Origin of the sequence: Agathobaculum massiliense, from assembly GCF_900291975.1 — a bacterium.
Taxonomy (GTDB): domain Bacteria; phylum Bacillota; class Clostridia; order Oscillospirales; family Butyricicoccaceae; genus Agathobaculum; species Agathobaculum ammoniilyticum.
In genome coordinates this window covers 393160-419513 of the sequence record NZ_OMPN01000001.1, presented here as the reverse complement: position 1 = coordinate 419513, position 26354 = coordinate 393160, and the positions used below count along the sequence as shown (strand labels likewise).

Here is a 26354-nt window from a genome sequence, read left to right as displayed (position 1 = left end):
AAAAAAAGGACGGTATGATAATATGCTGACAGCTTCCAAGAAGGAATTTATCGAATTCATGATGAGCGCGGACGTGCTTCGCTTCGGTGATTTTACCACTAAGTCCGGCCGTAAAACGCCGTATTTCGTCAACACCGGTAACTATAAGACAGGGCTACAGAATTCCCGCCTGGGCGAGTTTTACGCGGCGCTCGTCAAGGAGACGGTCGGCGGCGATTTCGACGCGATGTTCGGCCCTGCGTACAAGGGCATCCCGCTGGCGACCTCGGTTTCCGGCGCGCTTGCCCGCAATTACGGGATTGATAAGCCCTTTTTCTTCAACCGCAAGGAGGCAAAGGACCACGGCGAGGGCGGCAGCATCGTCGGCTACAAGCCGCAGGACGGGGACCGCGTCATTATCATTGAGGACGTAATTACCGCAGGCACCGCGATCCGCGAAACCATGCCGGTGCTGAAAGGCTGCGCGGATGTGAAGGTGACCGATATGTTCATTTCGGTCAACCGCTGCGAGGTCGGCACGACCCCGGGCAAGACCGCGGTCATGGAAGTTGGCGAGGAGTTCGGCATCAAGGTGCATGCGCTCGTCACTGTGCAGGATATCCGCGAATATCTGGCGGATAAGCAGGAATACGCGCACCTGCTGCCGTTGATGGACGCATATATGGCGCAGTATTGTGTATTCTAAATCCATGGGATTGGAAGCGGAACAAAACAGAAAATATCTGCCCTGGATCTATCTGGGCGTGTTCCTGCTGGTGACAGCCGGCTGCTATGCGGTGCTGCAGTACGTTGTGCCGATGGGGGACGACCTGTTTTACGGCCGGTGGGGCCGGCTGGACGCGGGGGAGCTTCTGGCGCGTATCGTGCAGCATTATCAGACGGCCAACGGGCGTAACCTTGTTCACCTGCTGGACGCGGTCCTGCTGGGTTCGGACGGGCGCGTCGCATTTGCGCGGGTGTTTATCGCGGCCTTACTCGGCACGATCGCGCTCAACCTGACGCGGCTTACGGCGGACGGCTGGAGGCGGACGATCGCCGTCGCGGTGCTGTGCGCGTGCGGCATCTTCTTGCTGCCTGCCGTGCTGACAAGGCAGAGCGTGTACTGGATTACCGGCGCGATGAACTATGTTCTGCCGCTGGCGCTCTTCCTGGAATATTGGGTGCTGTTGCGCGATGCGCTTTCCGGCAGGAGGGGATGGCTGCCTACGGCAGTGTTCGGGGCGCTCGCGGGTCTGACGGTCGAGCAGGCCAGCATGATGGCGGTCGGGCTGACCGTGCTGCTGGTTGGGGAGCATTGGCTCGTCCGCAGGCAGGGGTTCCCGAAAAAGGCGCTGTGGCCGCTGTTGCTTTCGGCCGCAGGCGCGGCGAGCATTCTGCTTGCCCCGTCGGTCGCCTACCGCGCGTCTATCACGCCGCCGCCGGTTGAGGGCGGCACACTGGCTGTGGTGAAGTATAACGTCCTGCAGCTGCGGCAGACCTTTCTGTTTGGGGATACGCTTTTCCCTATCCACTTCCTGATGCTCACCGCGATACCGCTGTGGCTGCTGCTGCGTGCGGCGCGCCGCCGGAGCGTGCCGGACGGTGTGTTCGCCGTGCTGTCGGTCATTTCGTTTTCCGTGTGGTTCTGGTTGCCGGAACAGGTGCCGGAGTTGCTGTGGAACAGTCCCGAGGTGCCTGCCCGCGTCGCGGCCTATGCGCTGGCGGTGTTGGGAGGCTATCTGTTGTGCGCGTTCTATATTTCCGTCCGCTCCGCGATGGAACAGGAGTGGACGCCGTTGTTCGCCCTGATATTGGGAGTCGGTTCGCAGGTGATGATGCTGGTGTCGCCCACGGTCGGGCCGCGCACTATGCTGTGCGGCGCGGTGATGCTTTTGCTGCTTACCGCCTGCCTGATGCGGGAAGCGCCGTATCTGTACCTGCTGGGCGCGGGCTCCATCCTTGCCTGGCACTGGGGACAGGGGTGGGCGGCGGCTGTTGTGGCCGCGGCCGCGCTGCTGTGGCTGTTGTGCCGGTATTTTCCCGCGCGGGCCGTATGCGTGGCGCTGTGCTGCGTGCCTTTGTTGTTCTGCGCGTGGACGACGCTCAAGGGTCAGCATGACGGGTATCGGGCAAATGCTGCGGTCGATGCGGCGAACCGCCTTGCGATCGCCGCCTATGATGGCAGCGATCGCCTGACGCAGCATCGGTTTGCGAACGACCTGTACGGCTGGGCTATGCCTTATCACAACGATTACTATGACGCGTATTATAAAGAATATTACGGCCTGCCGCGCGAGGTAGAGTTGATATGGGAATAACGCAAAACGGACTGCCCCAAAAGGGCGGTCCGTTTTCTGTGCGCAGATGGGAATTATAAAGACTGCAGGAATTTCCGCATGCGGAAGCAGGCCTCGCGCAGATGGTTCATGGAATAGGAATAGGAGATGCGAACATGCCCATCGCCGCTTTTGCCGAACGCGCTGCCGGGTACAACGGCGACCTGCTGCTCATGAAGCAGACGTTCGCAGAATGCCTCGGAGGAGAGGCCGGTCGAGGCGATGGAAGGGAACGCATAGAACGCCCCCTGCGGCTCAAAGCACGTCAGCCCCATCGAGCGCAGCTCGCCCAACAGGTAGCGGCGGCGGATGTCATACTGCGTGCGCATGCGTTCGATATCGTCCTCGCCGGTTCGGATGGCTTCGATGCCGGCGAACTGCGCCGTGGTCGGCGCGGACATGATGCCGAACTGATGGATTTTGCAGATGTGCCGCATCAGCTCCTTGGGACCCATCGCCCAGCCAAGGCGCCAGCCGGTCATCGCATAGGATTTGGAGAAGCCGTCCACAACGATGGTGCGCTCGCGCATCCCGTCCAGCTCGGCAAAGCAGACGTGCGGCGCGGCGCCGTAGGTCAGGCTGCAGTAAATCTCATCCGAAATGACGATGATATTGGTGTCGCGTAGCACGGCGGCGACGGCCTCCAGTTCGTCCCGCGTCATGATCGCGCCGGTTGGGTTATTGGGATACGGCAGGATCAGCAGCTTGGTGCGCGGCGTGATTGCCGCGCGCAGGCGGTCGGGTGTCAGCTTGAACTGGTCCTTCGCCAGCGTCGGCAGGGGGACAGGGGTGCCGCCAGCCATCTGGGTCAGCGGGGTATAGCAGACGAAGCTGGGCTCGGGGATGAGTACCTCGTCGCCGGGGTTGACCAGCGCGCGGATGGCGTTGTCGATCGCCTCCGAACCGCCGACTGTAACGAGGATCTCCTTGTCCGCGTCATAGCAGAGCTGATATTTGCGGCGGGCCAACCCCGCGATCTGGCTGCGCAGCTCGGCAAGGCCCCAGTTGGAGGTGTAGAACGTCTGTCCCTTTTCCAGGGACTGAATGCCCGCGCGGCGAATCTGCCACGGGGTCTCGAAATCCGGCTCTCCGACGCCGAGCGAGATCGCATCCGGCATGGCTGCCGCTGCGTCAAAAAAGCGGCGGATGCCGGAGGGCTTTACGATCTTGACACGGTCGGAGAGCAGCTGCTCGTAATCTACCATGCCATCATGACCTCTCTTTTATCGCGATCGGAGGGGTCGAATTCTACACCGTAGTCCTTGTATTTCTTGAGGATGAAATGCGTGCCGGTGGACAGGACGTTTTCCATCGGCGCGAGCTGCTCGGAGACAAAGCGCGCAACCTCGCGCATGGTGCGGTCCTTGATGATGACCGTCAGATCGAAGCCGCCCGACATCAGGTAAACGCTTTCTACCTGATGATGGGAATAGATCTGGCGGGCGATCTCGTCGAAGCCCATGCCTTTTTCCGGCGTAATTTTGACCTCAATCAATGCAGTGACGCTTTCCTTGGAGGTCTTGTCCCAGTCGATAACGGTTTTATAACCAAGAATGGTATCGTTTTTTTCAAAGGTGCGGACCGCGTCAACGACCTCTGCTTCGGTCGCGCCTGTCATGGCGGCAAGCTGCGCCGGCGTCAGGCGTGCGTCCTGGCTGAGCAGATCCAGCAATTTTTCAGGGTTTTCCATGATAACGCCCTCCTGTTTCAGATAAAGATTGGGTTTATTATAGCACCAATCCGGCGGCTTGTCCACTGTGTGTACACAGCCCAGGGCGGGAAAGCCGGGCAGACGGCCGGAACAAGGAGGGGAGCGGCGGGGCAGGGCAAGATGATAGCGCCGCCTGCTGCAGACTACAATATTTTGCGGCATACGCGGGATAAGTCTGCAAAATACTGTTGCGGAAACCGGTAAAACGCGGTACAATGATAAGCAGAAAGGTGGTACCCTTTTCCATGGCATTCACAGGCTTTCCTGCCGCGGGCATCGACCTGCTGCAGCTCAACCGTCTGCAAAACAGCAGAGAATTTTACGAATCGCATAAAGAAGAGATCAAACGGCTGGCGATCCAGCCATTTCATGAATTGATCGCGGAGATGACCCCAGCCATGCTGGAGATCGACCCGCTGTTTGTGGTCACGCCCTCGCGCATGGTATCGCGTGTACGGCGCGATACCCGCTATACCAAGGATAAGACGCTTTACCGCGCGAATATGTGGATGTTTTTCCGCCGCCCGCGTCGGGAGCATGAGTCCGTGCCGTGCTATTATTTCGAAATTCATCCGGAGTTCTGGGGCTTTGGCTGCTGGGGCGCTTGGGGGAAAGGCGAGATGGAGGCGCTGCGTGAGATGATTCTGAAAGAGGATAAGCTGTTTCTGGAGGCGTATGAAGCGGTCCGCGCCTGCCCGCAGGTGCGGCTGGATGGGGAATTGTATAAGCGTCCGAAATTTCCGGATGCAAAGCCCGCCTACCAGACCTGGTTGAACCGGAAAGAGATTGGTGTGGACTTTCGGGAAACAAACGACTTCTCCCCCGTGTTGGACGGGGCGTTTGTCGGGCCGATGGTGGATACCATGCGCCGGCTCGCGCCGCTGTACCGTTTCCTGCTCGCAGCAAAGGAAAGAGCGGGCGCCGCACCGCGGGAGGCGCTCGAATGAGGTATGTTGCGCTCGATTTTGAAACAGGAAACGCTTCCCCGCTCAGCGCCTGCGCGCTTGGCGTGGCGGTGTTTGAGGATCGCAGCCTGATCCGTGAGCAGGTATCGCTTATCAAGCCGCCCGCTTGCGTTGGGAAGTTCCACTGGGGCAATGTCAGGGTCAACCATATCAAGGAACGCATGGTGGCAGACGCGCCGGCGTTTGATATGGTTTGGAACACAGTGGCGCAGGAGGCGGAGGGTAGTGTTCTGGTCTGCCATAACGCGATGTTTGATACGGCGGTGCTGTGCGCATGCCTGAGCCATTACCAGCTGTCGGCGCCGGAGTGCCGCTATATCTGTACGGTAAAGGTGGCCCGGCGCGTATGGCCGGCGCTGAAAAATCATAAACTGGATACGGTATCCGCAGCGCTCGGTATTGAGCTGAATCATCACGAGGCATGCTCGGATGCACGGGCGGCCGGCTGGATTCTGCAGGCGGCGCTGCAGGAAACGGGGAGCACGGACGCGGATGCGCTCGCGGCGAAGATCGGGATGCGGCTGGGCCGGATCTCGTCCATGGGGACGACGCCCTGCAGCATCGCAAAGGATATACGAATCGAAAATACGGTGTGACCGGTTTCACATATTTGTCAAAAGGAGAGAAAAGCTATGAAAAATTATCTGGATTCCATCGACCGTGAGGCGTTGCGCAGCCGCGCCAATCAGGTGCTTGGCTATGCGAACGATGCGCGCGACTGTGCGGCCCGTTGGACGGACCACGCGGTGTCCAAGGCGCAGGGGTTCTCGATGTTTGATTTCGCGGTATTCAAGATCTGCATGCTGTCGTTCGGGCTGTGGCTCGGTGCCTGCTTTGCAAAGTTCTTCAAAAAGTTTCGGGGTGTCTTGTTCGTCGCGTTTGCTGCGACCTGGATGTACTTGTTCTGGCGTATTTTCTTTGATGATGAAGAATAACCAGCGGCCGGAAGGATAGGAGAGGAGCGTGTCCGTGCAGGAACCAACAGAACATCATAGGACGGAAGCGCAGAATCAGCCCCACTATTTCCAGTGGGGCTTAACGGCGTTCTGCGTGATCGTTTCCAGTGTGCTTGTTTTTTATTTTCTAGGCTGGCTGCCGATCATCTGGCGCATGATCAAAAAGCTGCTCGGCATTCTGAGCCCGTTTATCTACGGCTTTGTGATGGCATACCTTCTGATGCCGGTATTCAACGGTCTGTACCGCGTGCTGCAGCCCAAGCTGGCGCAGCGGATGAAACGGGGGACGCAGATCGCCAAGGGGCTTTGCAGCATCCTGTCCCTGCTGATTGGTCTTGCGGTCGTGGGCGTGCTGCTGTGGATGGTGCTGCCGCAGCTGATCGTAAGCGTGTTCTCCCTGCTGGAATCCATGGATACCTATCTGGACGAGATATCAACTTGGGTCGCGTCGCTGCTGAAAGACAATCCGGTGATCGAACGGAATTTTCTACAGTTGTATGAGCAGTTCTCCACACAGGTCGTCGACTGGGTGCAGAACAGCGCGCTGCCGCAGCTAGTCGCGCTGATGACCGGCGTTGTAACGACGGTTTCCGTCCTGTTCGACCTGCTGATCGGCATTATCATCGCGCTTTATATCCTCAACAGCAAGGATACCTTTTGCGCGCAGGCTAAAAAGACGCTGTACAGCCTGTTTTCCATCCAGCGTGCCAACCGTATCATCAAGCGTGTTGCTTATATCCACCGTGTATTCGGCGGGTTCATCACCGGCAAGCTGATTGATTCGCTCATCATCGGCCTGCTGTGCTTTGCTGGGCTGCGCATCCTGATGGGTTTCGGGCTGATGACGATGGACCAGTCGTATGCGCTCCTGATTTCGGTCATTATCGGCGTGACCAATATCATCCCGTTTTTTGGCCCGTTTATCGGGGCGGTGCCGAGTACCATCCTGATCATGGTCATCAGTCCGGTGCAGGCGGTATATTTTGTGCTGTTCATCCTGGCGCTCCAGCAGTTTGACGGGAATATCCTGGGGCCGAAAATACTGGGCAATTCCACTGGCCTGTCGAGCTTCTGGGTCATGTTTGCGATCCTTGTGTTCGGCGGTGTGTTCGGCTTTGTGGGGATGGCGGTCGGCGTGCCGCTGTTCGCCGTACTGTATACGATGGCGACCGAGGCGGTCAATAACCTGTTGAGAAAACGCGGCCTTTCGGTTGACACCAATGCTTACCGTGGGCCAAAACGTCTCGATCCGGAAACGCGGGCGTTTGTCGAGATCAGGGAGGAGGCCCCGCCGGTCAGCGCAAAGGAGCGGCGGGAAGCCGCACAGAAAGCGCGTGCGCAGGCGCAAAAGGAAAACGAAAAGGACTGACCGGCTGGTCAGTCCTTTTTTGCTTGATGTTTGCCGTGCGGTGTCGGGTTATTTCAGGCCGGCGGTGATGATCGCCATCTGATAGACCTCATCCGCGTTACAGCCGCGGGACAGATCGTTGATCGGCGCGTTCAGACCCTGCAGAATCGGGCCGTAGGCCTCGAAGCCGCCCAGACGCTGGGCGATTTTGTAGCCAATGTTGCCCGCGTTGATATCAGGGAAAATAAAGGTGTTGGCCTGGCCGGCAACCGGAGAGCCCTTGCACTTGGTCGCCGCAACGACAGGGGAGAACGCGGCGTCGAACTGCAGCTCGCCGTCTACCGCGAGATCAGGCGCAGCCGCTTTAGTTTTTTCGGTTGCATTCTTCATCATATCAACCGTTTCGCCCTTGCCGGAGCCTTTGGTCGAGTAGGATAGCATGGCCACCTTGGGGTCGATACCGAACGCCTTGGCGGTTTTTGCAGTTTCAATGGCGATTTCCATCAGATCGTCCTCGCTCGGATTGATATTGATCGCGCAGTCGCCCATCGCGTACAACTCGTCGCCGCCATCCTTGCCGTCGCGGCGCAGGATGAAGCAGGAGGATACGATCTTGTTGCCCGGCTTGGTCTTGATGATCTGCAGAGCGGGGCGGACGGTGTCCGCAGTCGAATAAGTAGCGCCGCCGAGCAGGGCGTCTGCCTTGCCCAGCTTGACCAGCATGGTGCCGAAATAATTGCCCTTGGAAAGCGCTGCGCGGCACTGCTCCTCGGTCATCTTGCCCTTGCGCAGCTCGACCATCCTGGCGACCATCGCGTCCATTTCCGGATAAGCCGCAGGGTCGATGATTTCCATGCCCTCGATGTCAAAACCGCCTGCGGCAGCGGCGGACTTGACTTCGTCCACATTGCCGACCAGGATAGAATCCAGCAGGCCGTCTTTCTTCAGGCGGGAGGCGGCTTCCAGAATGCGGGGGTCCGGCCCCTCGGTGAATACGATTTTACGCTTGTCGGCCTTGAGCGTGGCAATCAGATTTTCAAACATGATGCATTCTCCTCTAAATTTTTGTTCGTCTGTCAAACAGTTCCGATACCTCATTATACACCCAATGCTGATACTTCTACAAGTGTTATTTTGGGTATATTTTGGTTACTTTGTGGAGCGGTTTGGAAGAGCGTCCGAACGGTTGCAAAAGGGCAAACCTGGGCAGAATAAAGGGGAAAGGAGGTGGTCCGCATGCGCGTGGTGCGTTATTTGAACGGGAAGCGGCTTCACGGTGTGCTGCCGCCGCTGCTGCTTGACCAGGAAGGGATCGGCATGCTGCTGCGCGAGGCGCGCTTCCGGCAGGAACTTCCGTTGCCGGAGCCGCCGCCCTCTGCTATACTGGAAGCGGAGGAACGCGGTCTTGGAAAGGATATTTCATGAAACACACCGCATTATATCTGCGCGTATCGACCGAAGCACAGGCGGACGAAGGATACTCGCTCGCGGCGCAGGCCGAAAAACTGGAAGCGTACTGCCGGATGAAAGGGATCACCCGCTTCCGTCGGTATGTGGACGGCGGTTTTTCCGGCTCAAACCTGACACGGCCGGCCGTTACCGAGTTGGTGGAGGAAATCCGCGCCGGCGCGGTCGAGCGCGTCGTTGTCTACAAGCTTGACCGCCTGAGCCGAAGCCAGAAAGACACGCTTTACCTGATTGAGGACGTTTTTCTGCCACATGGGGTGGACTTTGTATCGATCAATGAAAATATTGATACCGGCAGTCCGTATGGGCGCGCGATGATCGGTATTCTGTCCGCATTTGCTCAGCTCGAACGAGAGAACATCTTTCTGCGCACCCGTATGGGCATGGTCGAGCGCGTCAAGCAGGGCTTCTGGCCGGGCGGCGGCAAAATACCGTTTGGATATGATTACGACGCGGGGAAGGGCATCCTGGTTCCCAACAGCGATGCGGATACCGTACGTGAGATCTACGCGCGGTATCTGGAGGGCCAGTCGGCCGGACGCATCGCGCGCGAGTTGGGGCTGAAATACGAGCATCTGGTGCGGCAGATATTGGATCGGGAGAGCAACACAGGCGTGATCGTCTATAAAGGCGAGCGCTACGCGGGGCGGCATGAGCCGCTTATTGACCGCGAAACCTTTGCGCGAGCGCAGCGCCGGCTGCACCGCCCCAACCGGCCGCGCGCTGCGGGGGCGGGCAAGCTGCTGGCCGGCCTACTGGTCTGCGGACACTGCGGCGCTAAAATGCGCTATCAGAAATGGGGCAACGCGGGGGATAAGCTGGTCTGCTACTCACGGGATAAGTCCAAGCCCCATCTGGTGCATGATGCCGCCTGTCCGAATCGGGGGGTGATGGCGCGCGAGGTGGAGGCGATTGTCATACGCGATCTGGCGAGGCTGTCCGCGCAGCCGTCGGTGCCACGCCAACGGCAGGGGGATGCGGCAGAGTGCCGCCGGACGCTGGAGCGGGTCCAGCGCAAGCTGCGCCGCCTGTACGAGCTGTATGCCGACGCGGAGGACGATACGCTGCGCGAATCGATCGAGCGCGTCAAAAAAGAGCGGGAACGGGCCGAGCAGGCGCTTTCCGCCGCGCAGCGGCAGGAGCAGCGGCGGGAGGATGAGGAAGCGCGGCGGGCGTTATATACCATCGGCGCCTGTTGGGACAGCCTGGCCGGTGAGGAGCGGCAGGCGCTGATACGCGCCTGCGTGGAAAAGATCGTGCTGCAAAACGGCAAGGTCGAAATATATTATGCCATTGAGGGCGCCAGCGGATACGGAACGGTAGCGGGATAGCTGTTTTCTCCTTTGTACGTTCATGCCGATGATTATAGGGGAAATCCGGCGCTACCTGCGGGACAACAGCGCGCTGCGGGTATCCCGCAGCCTTCGGGATACCGCCTATAAGGCGTTGCAGGCCAAGGAAGCCTTCATGCGCGAGCACCAGCGCGAGCCGGATATCGTGGAGCTGGCCAAGGCGATGGACGTACCCAAGGAGGAGGTGGTATTCGCGCTTGACGCGATTCTTGATCCGGTGTCCCTGTTTGAGCCGGTTTTTCATGACGGCGCGGACACGGTATGTGTGATGGACCAGGTGGGAGACAATAAAAATACCGATGAGAACTGGCTCGCCCGCATCGCGCTGCGCGAAGCGATCGACAGCCTGAGTGAGCGGGAGAAACGCATCATCCGGCTGCGCTTTTTCGAGGGGCGGACGCAGATGGAGGTGGCGGAGGAGATCCACATTTCGCAGGCGCAGGTATCCCGTCTGGAAAAGGGAGCGCTTGACCACATTAGGAAGCAGATCTAGCAAAAACGATGGGAAGGCGCGCCGCGGTTCCAAAGCGGCGTCCGGTAGGAAAAGAACACGGCACAGCTTTAAGCTGTGCCGTGTTTTGCATGACAGATACGCAGGTAGCTATCGGGTATCGGAAGTGCTGTTGATCGGTGTGGCGCTCAGTATGACGCGGGACGAGGGGATGCCCTGTCTCGACATATAGGCGGAAAGCGAGCGCACGGTCTGCGCTGTGGAGGCGCTGTGATGCAGGCGGACCACGACGGTCGCAGTCGTTGAGACAAAGTTCTGGGCGGTGGTGGCGTATGCCCTTGCCGCGGACTGGGTGGCGTCCCCGCTGTCAAAGGTGGAGTCCCACAGCCGGTAGCCGGCGCCGATCAGGGCGTCGCGCTGTGCCTGTGTCAATTTGACGCAGCCCGTATCGTTGGAAACGATGCGCGTGGATACGCCGGTGAGCAGCGTCAGACGCTCGTTTGCAGCGGTCAGGCTGGCAACCAGGTCGGCGGGCGCGGTCTGGGGGGAAGCGTTCAGCAGCAGTGCGGGGGTATGCCCCTCCGCAACGATGCGGCGCACGGTGTCGTCCGTCCAGGTGGACGCATCCACGGGAAGGAAAAACGTTGCCAGGCGGCCGGCGCTGTGGAGCGCGTCCAGCACGGCGGGGGTGTTGGTGGTCGGCGCGCCATAGAAAGTCAGGTAAACCCGCGCGGGCTTCTGCGTCGGTTTTTCTTCAACCGGTGGGATGGGAGGCTCGGCCGGCTGCTCGGTCGTTTGGCCGCTGCCGTCCGATGGAGTGGACGGCGTGACGCCCTTGTATGTATTGATTGCGCTTTGGATCGAATCTGCATTGGAGGAGGTGAACGAGGAGTCGCTTTGCGCCGAACCGTCGGTCACGCGCAGTACGGTTTCACCGGAAAAGGACAGCGTGGAATAGCTCAGGCCGAATTTGCCGCAGCACAGCTTGACCGGCACATAAACCGTTCCGTTCCGATGGTATGCAGGGGGAGAATAGCTGTTCAGGTTCTGGTCGTATACATATCCCTCGTCGGGGGAGAAGCTGAGCGTTTCCCCGTTTGCAGAGAGACTCAGCACGCCGCCCTCCTGCGAAGCGGAAACGCCAAGCATGGTGAAGACGCTGTACGGCACATACAGCTCGCCGCCGAGACGCGCGGGCATGGTGCCGTCGTCAAGCGGCAGAAGCGTATCATTGACCGCGGTCAGCGTAAGCGCGCGGGCGGGGACGGGGCAAGTAAACAGGACCAGCGCCGCGCACAGCAGCACACTGAGCAGCTTTTTCCATTTCTGTTTGATGCGCGGTCACCCCTTTCAGCAATTCATACGAACTTATTATATCAAAACACGGCGGGTTTGTCACCCTTTGTATCGAAAAACGCCTTGCTTTATCTTGGCAAAGTGCTATAATAAAAGAAAAAACAAATAGAAAGAGTGAATCCACCATGCTGCAGATCAAAAAACAGCTCACAGCCAACAAAAAGTCCAAGCCGGATGAAAACAGCCTCGGCTTCGGCGTCTATTATACCGATCACATGCTGATCATCGACCACGATGAGGAGCAGGGCTGGCACGACGCGCGCATCGTACCGTATGAGCCGCTTCAGATCGATCCTGCAGCCATGGTCCTGCATTACGCGATGGAGTCGTTCGAGGGCATGAAAGCCTACCGCACGCCCGATGGTTCGATCCAACTGTTCCGGCCGGACAAAAATGCGCAGCGCATGATTAACACCAATCACCGCATGTGCCTGCCGAGCCTGCCGGTGGAGGATTTTGTGCAGGCGGTTAAGGAAATTGTTTCGGTTGAAAAGGATTGGGTGCCGCATGCGGAAGGTACCAGCCTGTATATCCGCCCATTCGTGATCGCGACTGAGCCGCACCTTGGCGTGCGCCCGTCCAGAACGCACCAGTTCATCATCATCTGTTCGCCGGTCGGCGCGTATTATTCGACAGGTATCAATCCGGTCAAGATCTTTGTGGAGGATGAATATACCCGCGCCTGCCCGGGCGGCACGGGTTTTACCAAGTGCGGCGGCAACTATGCGGCCAGCCTGATCTCGCAGGTAAAGGCGCATGAGCTTGGCTATGAGCAGACACTGTGGCTGGACGGTGTGGAGCATAAATATGTGGAGGAAGTGGGATCGATGAACTGCTTCTTCAAGATTGGCGGCACGGTCTACACCGCGCCCTGTATGGGTACGGTCCTGCCGGGCGTTACCCGTATGAGCTGCATCGATCTTCTCAAGCACTGGGGCGTTCCGGTGTCTGAGGAGCGCCTGCCGATCGCGGACGTGATGCAGGCCTCCAAGGACGGGAAGCTGGAAGAGGTGTTCGGCACTGGTACGGCGGCGGTCATTTCTCCGGTCGGCGAACTGCGCTACGAGGGCGACGTTGCCTATATCAACAACGGTGAGATCGGCGAGATCACCCATAAGCTGTACAATACTCTGACCGGCATCCAGTGGGGTACCATGCCGGATGAGCTGGGCTGGACGGTCAAGGTTGATTGATCGCAGGATAAATTTGTGAAAAGAGGCTCGGAATCATTTCCGAGCCTCTTTTTAACGGCCGTGCTACAGCAAACATGGTCCGCGCGGCGTGCGCCGGTCAATCCAGCAGAGAGAGCTGCCGTTCCGCAAGGTTGACGATGCGCAGGCCCCGCTGCCGCGCCATGCGCACGGTCTGCGCGGTGCCGCCGGGCTGTCCGTCAAAGAAGCAGATCAGCAGGGAGGCCGCGTCCACCATGAACTGGTTGCGTGCGGCATAGCAGCCGGTATGATACTCCCGTGACAGGGAGTATACCCCGTCCGCCGCGAGCAGGCAACGATTGAACCGGCGCTTCCATTCCGCTGCATAGCGGGACGCCTGCCCGTCAAACGGGACCGCGCATAAAAGCTGCACCGGAAGCTGCGCGCGCGTCCGAAGCACGGCTTCCGCGGCCCAGAGGTCAAAACCGGTGGACATACCGGACAGAAAGCGGGTATAGCCCTGGCCGGCGGCATGGCGGATTGCCCGGTCAAGCGCCTCCCGTAAGGCGCTGGCGGCCGGGGAATCGTCCGTCCGAAACGGCATTTTTTCGATTCGATATCCGGAAAAACAACAGGTTTCTCCGCGCAGGCTATCCATGGACATCCCCTCCGACGAGAACAAATGTTCTGATTATGGACAGTATACACCGGATGCCGCCAAAACGCAAGTTGAAAATCAGAAAAAAGCTGGTACAATAGAAGTACCTTAGAGGAAAGGGGGATGGGGTCGTGAATGGGAAAAACCGGCTGGCATACCTGATAAAACGGATGGTTTACCGTTTTTTTTCGGACGGGATCCCGCAGGCGGCGGCGGAGCTGTCGTATTTCCTGTTGTTTTCCATGTTCCCGCTGCTGATGTTTGTCAACTCGGTTCTGGCACAGCTCGATATTTCGATCGAGAGCATACAGCCCGTGCTGGAGCTGCTGCCCAAGAGCCTGCAGCAGTTGATCACCTCCTATCTGGCGCAGCTTTCCAACTCCCCCTCGTTCAGTCCCATGCTGATCGGCATTGTGCTGACCTTGTATTTTTTGTCCCGCGCGGTCCGCTCCATGATGCGCACGGTCAATGACATCTACCATGTCGAGGTACAGCGCGGCGTCCTGCGCGATGTGCTGATCTCGTTCGGCATTACGGCGGGCTTTCTGGTATCGGTCGTTTGCAGCTTTATTCTGGCGGTTGCGGGACGGACGATCATCCGCATCCTGCCGCGGCTGATGCCAGTGCCGCAGGCGGCGCTGGATTTGACACATGACGCGAGCTTTTGGGTGATGATTGCGTTTATTTTTGTATTCCTCATGCTGTTCAACCGTGTGGTCCCCAACCTTCATCTGAAATTTCAGGAGGTATGGCCGGGGGCGCTGTTTTCCTTGGTCGCTTGGCTGCTGGTATCGTGGGCGTTTTCGTTTTATGTGGATAACATGGCCAATTATTCCGTGCTGTACGGCTCGCTCGGCGCAATCATCGTTTTGATGCTTTGGTTGTATATCGTCAGCATGATCCTGCTGATGGGGCCGCAGCTCAACCATACGTTAGTCATTATGCGGCTGTACCGCATGGAGGCCGAGAAGCATTTTCAATAAAAGGAGGTTTACTCGCCTCCTTTTTTATTTGTCAAAATGCAATATATAATTGACATTATAAAAAATATATCGTATAATTAAGAAAGCAAAAGAGGGGTAGCGCATGAAAAATAAAAAACTCAAACTCGCTCGGGTGGAAAAGGATCTGTCTCAGGCAGAACTGGCAGAACTGGTCGGTGTAACGCGACAAACCATTGGTTTGATCGAGGCGGGCGGCTATAACCCGACGCTCAACCTGTGTATTGCCATCTGCAGGGCGCTGGATAAGACGCTCGATCAATTATTTTGGGAGGAAAACTGAGATGGAGCAGAGAAAACAATGGATGATGGGGACTGCTGGACGAGCGCGGCAGGGAAATGGAATGGCTTGGGCGGCTGTGATCGTAAAAGCCGTCTTAAGTTTGTGATACGGAGGTGGAAAAGATGAAGCTGATTCGCAAAGCAAAAGATGAACGGGTGGTTGCGGAGATCAACCGGATCTATAAAGTTGGGTTTTATTTCCTGACGGCTGGTATTTTGGCTGATCTGGTGCTGCAGGCGCTGGGGATAAGCGTACAGAACGAAACGATAGGCGGAGCGGTCAACTTGGTGGAATTTGCTGTCGTGATGCTGGCACAGCTCTTTTGCATAGTACTGATGGCGCGCAAAGGCATGATGGATGACAACGCGTTTGCCGAAGCGGACTGTTATCCGTGGAAGCACTACTTGGTGCAGGGGGCGCTGGCGGGAGTGGCAGCCTCCGTCGTAGTCTGTGTACTCCAATGTGCGACCGGCGCAGTCTGGGTAGGGATGGGGGTGCCGGCTATTCTTCTGGTGTTTGCTGCGCAACTGCTGTTAACGGTGCCGCTGACTACGGTATTGGTGCTGCTGCTTACTTACGCTTCGTTCCGATATGCAAAGCGGCGCCGCGTCGGAACGGAAGAGGAGTGAGCGGTGCTTTATGATGCTGCTATAGTAAAAATTCACAGAATTTTCACACTCTGTTACCGAAATGTCGTTGCAGGCTTGCGATTTTCCATATACAATATATACATCGGGTAGTATGTATTGGAAAGGGGAGGACACAAGATGACGGCAGACCACAACATTTTAGAGGTGACACCGCGCGTGGAGGCGCTGGCGGAGATATGCCGGACAAACAGCCGGATCGATCCCGCGCTGTACAAGCAATATGACGTGAAGCGCGGCCTGCGCGACTTGAGCGGGAAGGGCGTACTGGCAGGGCTGACCAATATTTCGGACATCATATCGCAAAAAGAGGTCAATGGAGAAACGGTACCCTGCGAAGGGGAACTGTACTACCGGGGCATCAACATAAATGATCTGGTGCAGGGCTTCATGAAGGAGGGGCGCAAAGGCTACGAGGAGGTCGCCTACCTGCTGTTGTTCGGCAAGCTGCCGGACGCGGGCCAGCTTGCCGACTTCAAGGGTCTGCTTGCCCAGGGACGCACGCTGCCGACCAATTTCACACGCGATGTTATCATGAAAGCGCCGCCGCATGATATGATGAACAGCCTGTCGCGCAGCGTGCTGACGCTGGCTTCCTACGACAATTATGCGGATGATATCAGCCTGCCGAACGTGCTGCGCCAATGCCTGATGCTGATTTCCGTGTTTCCTATGCTCGCGGTATATTCCTATCACGCCTATAATCACTATGAGTGCGGCGGCAGTATGTACATCCATTACCCCTCGGACAGCCTTTCCACGGCATCCAATTTCTTGCGCATGCTGCGTCCGGACATGCAGTACACGCCGCTGGAAGCGAGTGTGCTGGATCTGGCGCTTGTGCTGCATATGGAGCACGGCGGCGGTAATAATTCGTCCTTTACCACGCATGTGGTCACCTCTTCGGGAACGGATACCTATTCGGCGATCGCGGCGGCGCTCGGCTCGCTGAAAGGGCCTAAGCATGGCGGCGCCAATTATAAGGTTGTGCAGATGTTCGAGGACCTCAAGCGCAACGTTTCCGATGCCCATGACGACGAGCAGGTGGCCGATTATCTGGATAAGCTGCTGCGGCGCGAGGTGTTTGACCGCAAGGGGCTGATTTATGGCCTGGGGCATGCCGTGTATTCGATCTCCGACCCGCGCGCGCAGGTGTTCAAGTCGTTCGTCGGGCAGTTGGCCAAGGAAAAGGGCAGGGATGAGGATTTCGCCCTCTATTCTACGGTTGCGCGGCTGGCACCCAAGGTTATTGCAAAAGAGCGGCAGATTTACAAAGGCGTTTCCGCCAATGTGGATTTTTATTCCGGCTTTGTGTATTCCATGCTGGGGCTTCCGCCAGAGCTTTACACGCCTGTATTTGCCATGGCGCGTATCGTCGGCTGGAGCGCGCACCGGCTGGAAGAGCTGATTAATACGGACAAGATTATCCGACCTGCCTACCGCTGTGTACAACCGGAAATCGGATATACCCCCCTTGGGGAACGGTAAGAAAAAGCGCGGATTCCGGTCCGCGCTTTAGACACATATACGCAAGGAGGAAAAATGATGAAAACAGTTGGGTTTATTGGCGTGGGCGTAATGGGGCGCTCCATGGTGCGCAACCTGCTGGGTGCAGGTTACGAGGTCGCGGTTTATTCGCGCACCAAGGCAAAGCTTACGGATTTCCTTGCCGAAAATGAAGTGCGCTGGTGCGACAGCGTTGCGGAATGCGCGAAAGGGCGCGATGCGGTTATTACGATGGTAGGCTATCCGAAGGATGTGGAGCAGGTCTATTTCGGCGGGGAGGGCATTCTGGCGGCGGCGAAGGCCGGCGCCTATCTGATCGATATGACCACGACCGATCCGAAGCTTGCGGTTCGGATTTCCCAGGAGGGGAAGCAGCGCGGGCTGCGCGTGCTGGATGCGCCGGTTTCCGGCGGCGACACAGGGGCGAAAAACGGCACGCTGTCCATCATGGTTGGTGGGGCGGAAGCGGATTACAAGGCGTGCCTGCCGCTGTTTGAAGCGATGGGAAAGCAGGTCGTTTATGAAGGTCCGGCCGGCGCGGGACAGCATACCAAGATGGCCAACCAGATTGCGATTTCGGGGACGATCGCCGGCGTGTGCGAAGCGCTCGCCTATGCAGAACACGCGGGGCTGGAGCCGGATAAGCTGCTCGCCAGCATTTCCAAGGGGGCGGCCGGCTCGTGGCAGATGGAGAACCTGATGCCAAAGATGGTAAAAGAGGATTATGCGCCGGGGTTTTTCCTCAAGCATTTTATCAAGGATATGAAGATTGCCCAATCGCAGGGCGGACCCGCGCTGCCGGTGTTGGAGCGCGTCTGCGCCATGTACGGCGATCTGGAAGCGGAAGGCATGGGTGACCTTGGCACACAGGCATTGATCCGGCATTACCGCGAAAGCTGAAAAAAGAGGGCCGCTCCTGCGGCCCTCTTTTCCGTTTCCCGCGCGGGGCACGGAAACCTGACCCGACCAGAACAACCTGCGCTGGTCGGTTATTTTTCGCTGAACGCGTCCTTTACCTTATCCCAGAAGCCCTTGCGCTTGCTCTGATTTTCATCGGTCGCGGATTCTTCAAATTCGCGCAGCAGCTTTTTCTGCTTTTCGGACAGATTTTTCGGCACTTCGATATTCACGCGGACATACTGATCGCCGCGGCCACGGCCGCTGACGTTCTGGATACCCTTGCCTTTCATACGGAACACGGTGCCGGTCTGCGTCCCTTCCGGCACCTTATATTCCACGCGCCCGTCGATCGTCGGCACCTGAAGCGTGTCGCCCAGCGCCGCCTGCGCGAACGAAATCGGGATCTCGACGTACACATCCTGCCCCTCGCGGGTAAAGATGGGATGCGGACGGATGGACACGGTCACAAACAGGTCGCCCGCCGGCCCGCCGTTCACACCCGCGTTGCCCTGTCCGCGCTGCTGGATGGACTGTCCCTCGTCGATACCGGCAGGGATGTTTACCTTGAACTTGCGCGTTTTGCGCACGCGGCCCGCGCCGCCACACTTGGCGCAGGGTTTTTTGATGATCTTGCCGGTGCCGCGGCAGTTGGGACACGCGGTTTGCGTTTGGAACACACCGAGCGGGGTGCGCTGCGTCTGGGTCACAGAGCCAGTGCCGCGGCAGTTCGGGCAGGTTTCAGCGCTGGTACCCTTGGCCGCGCCCGTGCCGCCGCATTCGTCACAGGACTCGATGCGGTTTACCGAGATCTCCTTCTCGCAGCCGAACGCAGCCTCCTCGAACGAGAGGATGACCGTCTGCCGGATGGATTCGCCGCGCTGCGGCGCATTGCGGCGCTGTGAGCGACCACCGCCAAAGCCGCCGCCGAAGAACGAGCCGAACAAGTCGCCGAGGTCGCCCATATCGAACCCGCCGAAGCCGCCCGCTCCCGCGCTGCCTCCGTAGCTCGGGTCCACGCCCGCGAAGCCGAACTGGTCATACTTGGCGCGTTTATCCGCGTCGGAAAGGACCTCATAGGCCTCGTTGACCTCTTTGAATTTGTCGGCCGCATCGGGATTGTCTTTGTTCAGATCAGGGTGGTACTTGCGGGCCAAGCGGCGGTAAGCCTTTTTCAGCTCGTCCTCACTCGCGCCTTTTTGCACGCCCAGTACCTCGTAATAATCTCTTTTGTCAGCCATTATGCTCCCTCAAATAACGGAAAATGACATGCCGCAGGGCGGAACGGAGACCGTCCCGCCCCACGCGGCATGGAATTACTTGTTCTTATCGTCGTCGTCCTTGACCTCGGTGAAGTCCGCGTCGACGAAATCGCCCTGCGGGCCGGACTGTGCGCCCGGCTGGCCGCCCATGTTCGGGTCACCCTGCGGCGCCTGCTGCTGGTAGATCTTACCCGCCAGATCGCTGAACCTCTTGGACAGGCCATCGGTCGCCATCTTAATCATCTCGGTGTCGGTACCCTTGAGCGCCTCCTTAACCTTGTCGATCTCGGCCTGTACGCCGGCCTTTTCATCGGCGGACAGCTTATCGCCTAGGTCGGTCAGCGCTTTCTCGGACTGGAAGACAAGCTGCTCGGCGTTGTTGCGCACCTCGACCGCTTCCTTGTTCTTCTTATCCTGTTCCGCGTACTGCTCAGCCTCGTGCATGGCCTTGTCGATCTCGTCCTGCGAGAGATTGGTGGACGCGGTAATGGTGATCTTCTGCTCCTTGCCTGTACCCAGGTCCTTGGCGGATACGTTTACGATGCCGTTCGCATCGATATCAAAGGTAACCTCGATCTGCGGCACACCGCGCGGCGCCGGGGCGATACCGTCCAGCGTGAAGCGGCCGAGCGTCTTGTTGCCCGCAGCCATCTCGCGCTCGCCCTGCAGGACGTGGATTTCAACCGACGGCTGATTGTCGGCTGCGGTGGAGAAGATCTGGCTCTTCTTGGTGGGAATGGTGGTGTTGCGGTCAATCAGCTTGGTGCATACGCCGCCCAGCGTCTCAATGCCGAGGGACAGCGGGGTGACGTCGAGCAGCAGTACGTCCTTGACCTCGCCGCCAAGCACGCCGCCCTGGATGGACGCGCCAATCGCGACGCATTCGTCCGGATTGATGCCCTTGAAGCCGTCCTTGCCGGTGATGCCCTTAACAGCCTCCTGCACGGCGGGAATGCGGGTCGAGCCGCCCACCAGCAATACCTTGGACAGGTCGGAGGCAGACAGGCCGGCATCGCTCATCGCCTGCCGTACCGGACCCATGGTGCGCTCGACCAGGTCGGCGGTCAGCTCGTTGAACTTCGCGCGGGTCAGCGTCAGCTCGAGGTGCTTCGGGCCGGTCGCGTCCGCGGTGATATACGGCTGGTTGATCGAGGTCTGCGCCATGCCGGACAACTCGATCTTAGCCTTTTCCGCCGCCTCCTTCAGGCGCTGCATGGCCATCCTGTCGGCGGACAGGTCGATGCCGTTGGATTTCTTGAACTCCGCGACCATCCAGTCGATGATGCGCTGGTCGAAGTCGTCGCCGCCGAGATGGGTGTCGCCCGCGGTGGACAGCACTTCGAGCACGCCCTCGCCGATGTCGAGGATGGAAACGTCGAACGTGCCGCCGCCGAGGTCGTAGACCATGATCTTCTGCTCGGCTTCCTTATCCACACCGTAAGCCAGCGCAGCCGCGGTCGGCTCGTTGATGATGCGCAGAACCTCAAGACCCGCGATCTTGCCCGCGTCCTTGGTCGCCTGGCGCTGGGAGTCGGAGAAGTACGCCGGCACGGTGATGACCGCCTGGGTCACCGGCTGACCGAGGTAGGCTTCCGCGTCCGCCTTGAGCTTTTGCAGGATCATTGCGGAGATCTCCTGCGGGGAATAGGGCTTGCCATCAATGTTGACGCGGTAGTCCGAGCCCATGTGGCGCTTGATGGAAATAATCGTGCGGTCTGCGTTGGTCACAGCCTGGCGCTTGGCCACCTGGCCCACCATACGCTCGCCGTCCTTGGAGAACGCGACTACCGACGGAGTCGTGCGCGCGCCTTCCGCGTTGGGGATGACGACAGCCTCGCCGCCTTCCATAACGGATACGCAGGAATTTGTTGTACCAAGGTCGATACCAATGATTTTGCCCATGTTGATAGCACTCCTTTATATGATTCGATATTGTTTTCTCTGTATCAGGGATGCGCGGTGACGCGCGCGTTTATCAGGAACTTTCCGCAAGCGGAAAGTTCCATAAAATCCGAGAGCATGTATCTCGGATTTTATTCCTCGATTCAGCCGCCTTGGACGGCGGCATTCGGATGTCGAAAGCAAGTTTCAAAGGAAATTGCTTTCGTATAGGGGACTTTTGAAGTCCCCTATAGGGTTTTCAGTTTGCAACCTTTACCATCGCGTGCCGGATCACCTTGTCGCCTATCTGGAAGCCCTGCTGGAATACCTCGGCGATCACACTTTCTCCCAGCGCTTCATCTTCGACATGCATCACGGCGTTGTGGAAATTCGGGTCGAACGTGGTGCCGGCCGAAGCCTCGATCACGGTGACATTCAGGCCTTTCAGGCTGTCGGTCAGTTGGGTCATGGTCAGTTCCACGCCCTTTTTGTATTCCGCATCCGCGGTCTCGGCCTTGAGCGCACGCTCAAGGTTGTCATAGGTGGGGAGAAGCGCGGTCACCGCGCGGCTGACCGCGTCCGTATACGCCTGCTCGCGCTCACGCTGGCTGCGCTTGCGGAAGTTGTCGTATTCCGCCGCCATGCGGAGATAGCGGTCATTCAGCTCCTCGTATTTTGCTTTCCAGTTTTCGGCGGGCGCAGCCTGTTCCTCCTGTGCGGCGGCCTTTGCCGTTTCATCCTCGGACGGGGTTTCCGGCGCCTTCTGCTCGGCTTCGGCCGGATCGGACTGCTTTTTCTTGCTCATATTGTTTTCATGCCTCCATTTGCTGAAAATCCCGATGTTCAGGGATTTCCGTCTTTCTCGTCTAAAAAGGTCTCGGCAATCAACTGATTCAGCCCCTTGGCGAAGCGGCTGAGTTGTGCGGACAACTTGGCGTAATCCATGCGGGTCGGCCCCACGATGCCGATCGCGCCCTGACCGATTTTGCCGATATCGTATTTTGCATAAATCGCGGATGTATCGCTAAGCGGGTTCTCCCCGTTTTCCGGCCCGATGAAGAACTGGATTCCGTCAATCTTACGGGTCGTAGGCAATAGGTGCCGGCTGTCATCCTCCATATAGTCAAGCAGCGCCTGCGCTTTGTGCAGGTCCTTGTATTCCGGAAAGCGCAGCAGCTTGTTGGTCCCGTCCAGAAAGACCTTCTGATCCCCCAGCTCTTCGATCAGTTCGGCGACATATTCGGCCACGGGGGCCAAAAGGGCGGTCAATCCCGCGGCCCTGCGCACGATATCGAAACGCTCGGCCGTGATGTGGCTGAGCGGCAGGCCGGTCAGCGTCTGGTTGAGGACATAGGTGAGAAGCTCGGCCTCGTCCTTGGTGACGTCGGTCATGGTCCGCACCATTTTATTTTTGACCGAGCCGGAGTCGGTTACAACCACGATGACAAAATTCATTTTGTCAATGGCGATGATCTCGAACTGGCGGATGGATGCCTGGGTCATGGCGGGGGTGATCGCGACGGAAGCGTAATTGGTCAGGCTGGAAATCAGCTTGCCCGCCTCGCGTATCAAATGGTCGAGCTCGCGCACCTTGGTCTGCAGGATGCTCTGCAGCGGCGCGGCGTCGTCCGGCGTTTCAGCCGGTTGCTCCATCAGCTCGTCAACATAAAGACGGTAGCCCTGCGGCGAAGGAATGCGGCCGGCGGAGGTGTGCGGCTTTTCCAGAAAACCCATTTCCTCCAGCTCGCTCATCTCGTTGCGGATGGTGGCGGAGGAAAACGGAAGCGCATGCCCCTCGGTCAGTGCCTTGGAGCCGACTGGCTCGGCTGTGCGGATATAATCGCCGATGATGGCCTTGAGGATCTGCTTTTTTCGTTCCGAAAGCTCCACCTGAGCGGACTCCTTTCCTGTGTGAAAACGGGTTAGCACTCCGCCTATCTGAGTGCTAAAACTAATTTACCACCGCGTAGCGGCAAAGTCAAGTCTCGTTTATGAATATTTTGTTAAATGATAGGAAACGGGTTGTCACAGCCGGATAGGGACTGCTAATGTGCTGGAAAGAGCAGGGGAGCGGGCGGCCCGCTTGTGCAAAAGTATGCTTGTGGGGCGGCGTAAAACGTGGTATAATATTTCCATATTGCTATTAAGGAAAGGTAAGGAGCTTTCGGTGTGAAAAATCGCGGGCAAATACGGAATTTTTCCATCATCGCGCATATCGACCACGGCAAGTCGACGCTGGCGGACCGCCTGCTCGAACAGTGCAAGGCCGTGTCCCAGCGTGAGATGGAGGAACAACTGCTTGACAATATGGATCTGGAGCGCGAGCGCGGCATCACGATCAAGGCGCGCGCGGTGCGCATGGAATACGAGGCCGACGACGGCCAGACCTATGAGATGAACCTGATCGACACGCCCGGGCATGTGGACTTCAATTATGAGGTTTCTCGTTCGCTCGCCGCGTGCGAGGGCGCGCTGCTGGTGGTGGATGCGGCACAGGGGATCGAGGCGCAGACGCTGGGCAACACCTACCTCGCTATTGACGCGGGGCTGGAGGTTGTACCGGTCATCAACAAGATCGACCTGCCCGCGGCGGACGCGCCGCGCGTCAAGCAGGAGATCGAGGACATCATCGGTATCCCAGCCGAGGATAGTCCGGAGATCTCGGCCAAAATGAATATCAACATCCACGCGGTACTCGAACGCATCGTGTCCGACATCCCCGCACCGCAGGGCGACGCAGACGCGCCGCTGCGCGCGCTTATCTTTGACAGCCAGTACGACCCCTATAAGGGCGTTATTGTTTATATGAGGCTGATGGACGGCAGCATCCGGCCGGGCATGAGGGTGAAAATGATGGCCACGGGTGCGGAGTTCCAGGTACTCGAATGCGGCTATATGCTGCCGCTCGGCCTGTCGCCCCAGCAGGAGCTGTGCGCGGGCGAGGTCGGCTACTTTACCGCGTCTATCAAGACCGTGTCCGATACCCGTGTGGGCGACACGGTCACCGAGGCGGGACGGCCGACCGCGGAGCCGCTGCCCGGCTACCGTCCGGCGCAGCCCATGGTGTTCTGCGGCATCTATACCGAGGACGGCTCCAAATACCCCGACCTGCGCGACGCGCTGGAAAAGCTCCAACTCAACGATGCGGCGCTGTCGTTCGAGCCGGAAAGCTCGGTCGCGCTGGGCTTCGGCTTCCGCTGCGGTTTCCTCGGCATGCTGCATATGGAGGTCATCCAGGAGCGGCTTGAACGCGAGTTCGACCTCGACCTGGTCACCACGCTGCCCTCGGTCGTGTATGAGATCGTGCGGACCGACGGCGCGGTTGTCCATTGCGACAACCCGCACGACTACCCCGACCCCGGCCTGATCGACGAGGCGCGCGAGCCGTTCGTCAAGGCCACCATTATGACCCCGCAGGAATTTGTCGGCAATATCATGCCCATGTGCCAGGAGCGCCGCGGCGTGTTCAAGGATATGCAGTATCTTGACTCCAACCTGGTCGAACTGCACTACGAAATGCCGATCAATGAAATCATCTACGACTTTTTCGACGCGCTTAAGGCGCGCACCAAAGGCTACGCTTCGCTTGACTATGAGCTGCTCGACTACCGGCCGAGCGACCTGGTAAAGGTGGACATGCTGCTCAACGGCGACCAGGTGGACGCGCTTTCCTTTATTGTCCACCGCGAGAAGGCCTACGGCCGCGCGCGCCGCATCTGTGAAAAGCTCAAGGAGAATATCCCGCGCCAGCTGTTCGAGGTACCTATCCAGGCCGCGATCGGTGGCAAGGTGATTGCGCGCGAAACGGTCAAGGCGATGCGTAAGGATGTACTCGCCAAGTGCTACGGCGGCGATATCACCCGCAAGAAGAAGCTGCTGGAAAAGCAGAAGGAAGGTAAAAAGAAGATGCGTTCGCTCGGTACGGTGCAGATCCCGACCGAGGCGTTCATGGCGGTGCTCAAGCTGGACGAGGAATCATGAGTAAATTTAGTTATCGAAACAAGCCGCTCGGCCTGTACCTGCATATCCCGTTCTGCGTGCAGAAATGCGGCTACTGTGATTTTTACTCCGTGCCGGACAAGGAACTGATGAAAGACTATGTTTCGGCGCTGCTGACCCATATCCGCTCCTACGGCGCGCTGTGCAGCGGCTACACGGTGGATACGGTCTATATCGGCGGCGGCACGCCGACATGCCTGGGGCCGAAATACCTCGGCCGCATCCTGCAGGAGGTGCGGAACAAGTTTCCCCTTGCGGATGACGCGGAGATCACGGTCGAGTGCAATCCGGAAAGCACGGATAAAAAAATGCTGGAAATGATGAAAAAGCAGGGCGTGAACCGGCTGTCGTTCGGTGTGCAGTCCGCACATGACGACGAACTGAAGGCCATCGGCCGCCTCCATACGTTCCAGCAGGCGAAGGATGCGGTTGACCTGGCGCGGGAGAAAGGTTTTTCCAATATCAGTCTGGACCTGATGTACGGCCTGCCCGGGCAGACGCAGGAGCGGTTTCTCGACTCGGTGGAGCAGTGCCTTGCGCTCGGTCCGAAGCATCTGTCCTGCTACGGGCTGAAGCTCGAACCGGCCACGCCGATGGGGCGCGAAAACCCGACTCTGCCCGATGACGACGCGCAGGCGGACACCTATCTCGCCATGTGCGAGCTGCTCCGCAAGGACGGCTTTGAGCATTATGAAATATCCAACTTCGCCCGTCCGGGCTTTCGGTCGCGCCACAATCAGAAATACTGGGACCTGTCCGAGTATCTGGGGCTGGGGCCGGGCGCGCATTCGTTTATGAACGGGCGCCGGTTCGAGTTCGCGCGCGACATCAAGGCCTACATAAGCGGCGAGGATATCCTGCGGGACGAGGACGAGGTGCCGACGTTCCAGCGGCAGGGCGAATACCTGATGGTACGCCTGCGTACCTCGGACGGGGTGGACTTCCTCGATTTGGAGAAACGGTATAACATCGACTCCACACCCTATGAGGAAGCGTTCCGCGGCCTGATGGGAAACGAGCTGGTCGCCCATCAGGGTACGCGCTGGTACCTGACCGAAAAGGGGTTCCTGGTATCCAACAGTATTATCAACACCATTGTCGCGGCTGGCCAGCCGGACATGGGGGAACAATAATCAATTAATTTTTTG

At 58.4% G+C, this 26354-nt stretch carries 25 protein-coding genes and 1 pseudogene; 17 read left to right on the top strand and 9 right to left on the bottom strand.

Features of this window, described 5'->3' with window-relative positions:
• The first annotated feature begins 22 nt into the window (after positions 1-22).
• A complete protein-coding gene (gene pyrE / locus DBQ51_RS02085; protein ID WP_054326215.1) occupies positions 23-685 on the top strand; it encodes an orotate phosphoribosyltransferase in 663 nt (220 codons plus the stop codon).
• Entirely contained in the window at positions 675-2297 is a 1623-nt protein-coding gene (locus DBQ51_RS02080; RefSeq protein WP_159068035.1) for a DUF6056 family protein, read from the top strand. Before pyrE ends, DBQ51_RS02080 begins: the two co-directional genes overlap by 11 nt.
• A 53-nt stretch (positions 2298-2350) precedes the next feature.
• Here the strand turns inward: DBQ51_RS02080 and DBQ51_RS02075 are convergent, their stop codons facing one another.
• Together DBQ51_RS02075 and DBQ51_RS02070 are read right to left on the bottom strand one after the other, a co-directional pair.
• The gene (locus DBQ51_RS02075; protein ID WP_054326217.1) at positions 2351-3520 is read right to left on the bottom strand and encodes a pyridoxal phosphate-dependent aminotransferase; all 1170 of its coding nucleotides are present in this window, start codon (positions 3518-3520) and stop codon (positions 2351-2353) included.
• A complete protein-coding gene (locus DBQ51_RS02070; protein WP_107630632.1) occupies positions 3514-4005 on the bottom strand; it encodes an Lrp/AsnC family transcriptional regulator in 492 nt (163 codons plus the stop codon). The genes DBQ51_RS02075 and DBQ51_RS02070 overlap by 7 nt, the downstream gene beginning before the upstream one ends.
• Before the next feature lie 266 nt (positions 4006-4271).
• On the opposite strand from DBQ51_RS02070, the gene DBQ51_RS02065 reads away from it, so the two are divergent.
• The 4 genes from DBQ51_RS02065 to DBQ51_RS02050 are packed head-to-tail and all read left to right on the top strand — an operon-like array spanning position 4272 to position 7316.
• The gene (locus DBQ51_RS02065) at positions 4272-4973 is read left to right on the top strand and encodes a DUF2461 domain-containing protein (protein WP_159068034.1); all 702 of its coding nucleotides are present in this window, start codon (positions 4272-4274) and stop codon (positions 4971-4973) included.
• Positions 4970-5587 (top strand): 3'-5' exonuclease, encoded by a 618-nt coding sequence (locus DBQ51_RS02060; RefSeq protein WP_107630630.1) that lies wholly within the window; start codon positions 4970-4972, stop codon positions 5585-5587. The genes DBQ51_RS02065 and DBQ51_RS02060 overlap by 4 nt, the downstream gene beginning before the upstream one ends.
• Positions 5588-5623: 36 nt before the next feature.
• Positions 5624-5926, top strand: coding sequence for a hypothetical protein (locus DBQ51_RS02055; RefSeq protein ID WP_054326220.1), 303 nt, complete (start codon positions 5624-5626; stop codon positions 5924-5926).
• A 34-nt stretch (positions 5927-5960) separates the two neighbouring features.
• A complete protein-coding gene (locus DBQ51_RS02050) occupies positions 5961-7316 on the top strand; it encodes an AI-2E family transporter (RefSeq protein WP_159068033.1) in 1356 nt (451 codons plus the stop codon).
• A 48-nt stretch (positions 7317-7364) separates the two neighbouring features.
• On the opposite strand, the gene pta is transcribed toward DBQ51_RS02050, so the two are convergent.
• Positions 7365-8339, bottom strand: coding sequence for a phosphate acetyltransferase (pta, locus tag DBQ51_RS02045; protein ID WP_054326222.1), 975 nt, complete (start codon positions 8337-8339; stop codon positions 7365-7367).
• 192 nt (positions 8340-8531) lie between these two features.
• On the opposite strand from pta, the gene DBQ51_RS02040 reads away from it, so the two are divergent.
• The 3 genes and pseudogenes from DBQ51_RS02040 to DBQ51_RS02030 form a co-directional block, all read left to right on the top strand.
• The gene (locus DBQ51_RS02040; RefSeq protein WP_054326223.1) at positions 8532-8720 is read left to right on the top strand and encodes a hypothetical protein; all 189 of its coding nucleotides are present in this window, start codon (positions 8532-8534) and stop codon (positions 8718-8720) included.
• A complete protein-coding gene (locus DBQ51_RS02035; RefSeq protein WP_107630628.1) occupies positions 8717-10093 on the top strand; it encodes a recombinase family protein in 1377 nt (458 codons plus the stop codon). The genes DBQ51_RS02040 and DBQ51_RS02035 overlap by 4 nt, the downstream gene beginning before the upstream one ends.
• A gap of 22 nt (positions 10094-10115) precedes the next feature.
• Positions 10116-10607: pseudogene (locus DBQ51_RS02030) on the top strand (sigma-70 family RNA polymerase sigma factor); the annotation flags it as partial.
• Positions 10608-10715: 108 nt separating this feature from the next.
• Here the strand turns inward: DBQ51_RS02030 and DBQ51_RS02025 are convergent.
• Positions 10716-11870, bottom strand: a complete 1155-nt coding sequence (locus tag DBQ51_RS02025; protein ID WP_107630627.1) for a polysaccharide deacetylase family protein — start codon at positions 11868-11870, stop codon at positions 10716-10718.
• 176 nt (positions 11871-12046) lie between these two features.
• On the opposite strand from DBQ51_RS02025, the gene DBQ51_RS02020 reads away from it, so the two are divergent.
• Positions 12047-13114, top strand: coding sequence for a branched-chain amino acid aminotransferase (locus DBQ51_RS02020; protein WP_107630626.1), 1068 nt, complete (start codon positions 12047-12049; stop codon positions 13112-13114).
• Positions 13115-13211: 97 nt separating this feature from the next.
• Here the strand turns inward: DBQ51_RS02020 and DBQ51_RS02015 are convergent, their stop codons facing one another.
• Positions 13212-13730 carry an SLOG family protein gene (locus DBQ51_RS02015; protein WP_159068032.1) on the bottom strand — a complete coding sequence of 173 codons (519 nt, stop codon included), beginning with the start codon at positions 13728-13730 and terminating at the stop codon, positions 13212-13214.
• 131 nt (positions 13731-13861) lie between these two features.
• On the opposite strand from DBQ51_RS02015, the gene DBQ51_RS02010 reads away from it, so the two are divergent.
• The 5 genes from DBQ51_RS02010 to DBQ51_RS01990 all read left to right on the top strand — a co-directional run bounded on the left by DBQ51_RS02010 (position 13862) and on the right by DBQ51_RS01990 (position 18067).
• Positions 13862-14713 (top strand): YihY/virulence factor BrkB family protein, encoded by an 852-nt coding sequence (locus tag DBQ51_RS02010; protein ID WP_107630624.1) that lies wholly within the window; start codon positions 13862-13864, stop codon positions 14711-14713.
• Between the two features lie 103 nt (positions 14714-14816).
• Positions 14817-15014, top strand: coding sequence for a helix-turn-helix transcriptional regulator (locus DBQ51_RS02005; RefSeq protein ID WP_054326229.1), 198 nt, complete (start codon positions 14817-14819; stop codon positions 15012-15014).
• Positions 15015-15136: 122 nt separating this feature from the next.
• Positions 15137-15643, top strand: a complete 507-nt coding sequence (locus tag DBQ51_RS02000; protein ID WP_107630623.1) for a DUF6773 family protein — start codon at positions 15137-15139, stop codon at positions 15641-15643.
• Positions 15644-15781: 138 nt separating this feature from the next.
• On the top strand, positions 15782-17149 hold the full coding sequence (locus tag DBQ51_RS01995; protein ID WP_107630622.1) for a citrate/2-methylcitrate synthase: 1368 nt from the start codon (positions 15782-15784) through the stop codon (positions 17147-17149).
• 57 nt (positions 17150-17206) lie between these two features.
• Positions 17207-18067 carry an NAD(P)-dependent oxidoreductase gene (locus tag DBQ51_RS01990; RefSeq protein ID WP_107630621.1) on the top strand — a complete coding sequence of 287 codons (861 nt, stop codon included), beginning with the start codon at positions 17207-17209 and terminating at the stop codon, positions 18065-18067.
• Positions 18068-18156: 89 nt separating this feature from the next.
• Here the strand turns inward: DBQ51_RS01990 and dnaJ are convergent, their stop codons facing one another.
• The 4 genes from dnaJ to hrcA form a co-directional block, all read right to left on the bottom strand.
• The gene (gene dnaJ / locus DBQ51_RS01985; RefSeq protein ID WP_054326232.1) at positions 18157-19305 is read right to left on the bottom strand and encodes a molecular chaperone DnaJ; all 1149 of its coding nucleotides are present in this window, start codon (positions 19303-19305) and stop codon (positions 18157-18159) included.
• 75 nt (positions 19306-19380) lie between these two features.
• Complete coding sequence (gene dnaK, locus DBQ51_RS01980; protein ID WP_054326233.1) at positions 19381-21228, bottom strand: molecular chaperone DnaK; 1848 nt, start codon at positions 21226-21228, stop codon at positions 19381-19383.
• 238 nt (positions 21229-21466) lie between these two features.
• Positions 21467-22012, bottom strand: coding sequence for a nucleotide exchange factor GrpE (gene grpE, locus DBQ51_RS01975; RefSeq protein WP_054326234.1), 546 nt, complete (start codon positions 22010-22012; stop codon positions 21467-21469).
• A 38-nt stretch (positions 22013-22050) separates the two neighbouring features.
• Entirely contained in the window at positions 22051-23097 is a 1047-nt protein-coding gene (gene hrcA, locus DBQ51_RS01970; RefSeq protein ID WP_054326235.1) for a heat-inducible transcriptional repressor HrcA, read from the bottom strand.
• Between the two features lie 279 nt (positions 23098-23376).
• Here hrcA and lepA point away from each other — a divergent pair, with 279 nt between their 5' ends.
• On the top strand, positions 23377-25188 hold the full coding sequence (lepA, locus tag DBQ51_RS01965; RefSeq protein WP_107630620.1) for a translation elongation factor 4: 1812 nt from the start codon (positions 23377-23379) through the stop codon (positions 25186-25188).
• Positions 25185-26339, top strand: a complete 1155-nt coding sequence (gene hemW / locus DBQ51_RS01960) for a radical SAM family heme chaperone HemW (protein WP_054326237.1) — start codon at positions 25185-25187, stop codon at positions 26337-26339. The genes lepA and hemW overlap by 4 nt, the downstream gene beginning before the upstream one ends.
• Positions 26340-26354: the final 15 nt, after the last annotated feature.